This is a genomic window from Xylanibacter muris, from assembly GCF_013166605.1.
Lineage (GTDB): Bacteria > Bacteroidota > Bacteroidia > Bacteroidales > Bacteroidaceae > Prevotella > Prevotella muris.
Genome location: NZ_JABKKF010000025.1, coordinates 1 through 2,394, shown reverse-complemented (window position 1 = coordinate 2,394; position 2,394 = coordinate 1). Strand labels below are relative to the sequence as shown.

Annotated in this window: 1 tRNA gene and 2 rRNA genes; all 3 read left to right on the top strand. The window is 53.1% G+C overall.

Going from position 1 to position 2,394, the window contains the following annotated elements:
* The first annotated feature begins 325 nt into the window (after nt 1-325).
* Nucleotides 326-1,856: ribosomal RNA gene (locus HPS56_RS13170) — 16S ribosomal RNA — on the top strand.
* 111 nt (nt 1,857-1,967) lie between these two features.
* Nucleotides 1,968-2,044 (top strand) — tRNA-Ala (locus tag HPS56_RS13165).
* A 181-nt stretch (nt 2,045-2,225) separates the two neighbouring features.
* Nucleotides 2,226-2,394 (top strand): 23S ribosomal RNA (locus HPS56_RS13240); the annotation flags it as partial.

Sequence of the window (2,394 nt, the reverse complement as noted above, 5' to 3'; positions counted from 1 at the left end):
CTCTCTTCCCTCCATTTTCCGTTTGTTTTCTAAATATTTGTTAATTTTATAAACATTTTCCATCTCCCTCTTTGTCGTTTGTTTTAAAGTTGTTACCTTTGCACTCGCTTTTCAGGTGAGTCGCCTGTTTGGCATATATGATAAAGAGTTCTTTGAAAGACTGAGACAGAGAGAAGTAGTACAGATGCGCAATTTCATATTGCGGTTTCGGGCGGCCTTTTTTATGGTCCGTCCGTTACAGGTTTTTTGCGTTCCGAATAGGATTAGAATAATGGCCTTTGCCTGGTGCCTTGCGGCATTTGGCATTCGGCTTCAAAGATATTTTACAATGTAGAGTTTGATCCTGGCTCAGGATGAACGCTGGCTACAGGCTTAACACATGCAAGTCGAGGGGCAGCATGACATGTTTTCGGACGTGTCGATGGCGACCGGCGCACGGGTGAGTAACGCGTATCCGACCTGCCCCGTACCAGGGCACAGCCCGTCGAAAGACGGATTAATGCCCTATGTTCTCCGGAAGATCCATGTTTTCCGGAGCAAAGGTTATTCCGGTACGGGATGGGGATGCGTCCGATTAGCTTGCTGGCGGGGTAACGGCCCACCAGGGCACCGATCGGTAGGGGTTCTGAGAGGAAGGTCCCCCACACTGGAACTGAGACACGGTCCAGACTCCTACGGGAGGCAGCAGTGAGGAATATTGGTCAATGGGGGGAACCCTGAACCAGCCAAGTAGCGTGCAGGATGACGGCCCTATGGGTTGTAAACTGCTTTTGTGCGTGGATAAAGTAGGCCACTTGTGGCCTTTTGCAGGTACCGCACGAATAAGGACCGGCTAATTCCGTGCCAGCAGCCGCGGTAATACGGAAGGTCCGGGCGTTATCCGGATTTATTGGGTTTAAAGGGAGCGTAGGCCGCCTGTCAAGCGTGCTGTGAAACGCCGTGGCTCAACCACGGTCCTGCAGCGCGAACTGGCGGGCTTGAGTGTGCGGAAGGCACGCGGAATTCGTGGTGTAGCGGTGAAATGCTTAGATATCACGAAGAACTCCGATTGCGAAGGCAGCGTGCCGCAGCATTACTGACGCTGATGCTCGAAAGCGCGGGTATCGAACAGGATTAGATACCCTGGTAGTCCGCGCGGTAAACGATGGATGCCCGCTGTCGGCGATATACAGTCGGCGGCCAAGCGAAAGCGTTAAGCATCCCACCTGGGGAGTACGCCGGCAACGGTGAAACTCAAAGGAATTGACGGGGGCCCGCACAAGCGGAGGAACATGTGGTTTAATTCGATGATACGCGAGGAACCTTACCCGGGCTTGAATTGCAGATGAATGATTCAGAGATGATGAAGTCCTTCGGGACATCTGTGAAGGTGCTGCATGGTTGTCGTCAGCTCGTGCCGTGAGGTGTCGGCTTAAGTGCCATAACGAGCGCAACCCCTTCCCTCAGTTGCCATCGGGTCATGCCGGGCACTCTGTGGGTACTGCCTCCGCAAGGAGCGAGGAAGGCGGGGATGACGTCAAATCAGCACGGCCCTTACGTCCGGGGCTACACACGTGTTACAATGGGGCATACAGCGAGCAGGTGCCGTGCAAACGGTGTCGAATCTTGAAAGTGCCCCTCAGTTCGGACTGGGGTCTGCAACCCGACCCCACGAAGCTGGATTCGCTAGTAATCGCGCATCAGCCATGGCGCGGTGAATACGTTCCCGGGCCTTGTACACACCGCCCGTCAAGCCATGAAAGCCGGGGGCGCCTGAAGTCCGTGACCGTGAGGGTCGGCCTAGGGTGAAACCGGTGATTGGGGCTAAGTCGTAACAAGGTAGCCGTACCGGAAGGTGCGGCTGGAACACCTCCTTTCTGGAGGGACGCATGCAAATCAGACGAATGCGAGAGTATATTATGGTATACGTACTTTTACCGGAGAGTTTTCAGGTTCTATCCTTTCTTGTACGTTCTGCCTCTGTCTATGGGGGATTAGCTCAGTTGGCTAGAGCGCTTGCATGGCATGCAAGAGGTCAACGGTTCGAATCCGTTATTCTCCACCATCCGGCACATTCCGCTTTATTGCGTTATGTCTCCGGTCCGTTCTTTGACATATTGACACATAAGACTTGTAAGTAAAGATGTCAGCGGCACATTGTTATGGTGTGCGCGCATTGACAGACAGAACTCAACGACAGCCTCGGTATCCTCCACTTTTTTTTGGTGAGGTATTGATATAAGGCTGAGAAAGTACGAAAGGGCGCATGGCGGATGCCTTGGCTCACAGAGGCGATGAAGGACGTGATAAGCTGCGATAAGCCGCGGTGAGGTGCAAATGACCTTTGACCCGCGGATTTCCGAATGGGACAACCCAATACCTTTTCAGGTATTATCCCGTCTTTATTTCGGGAGG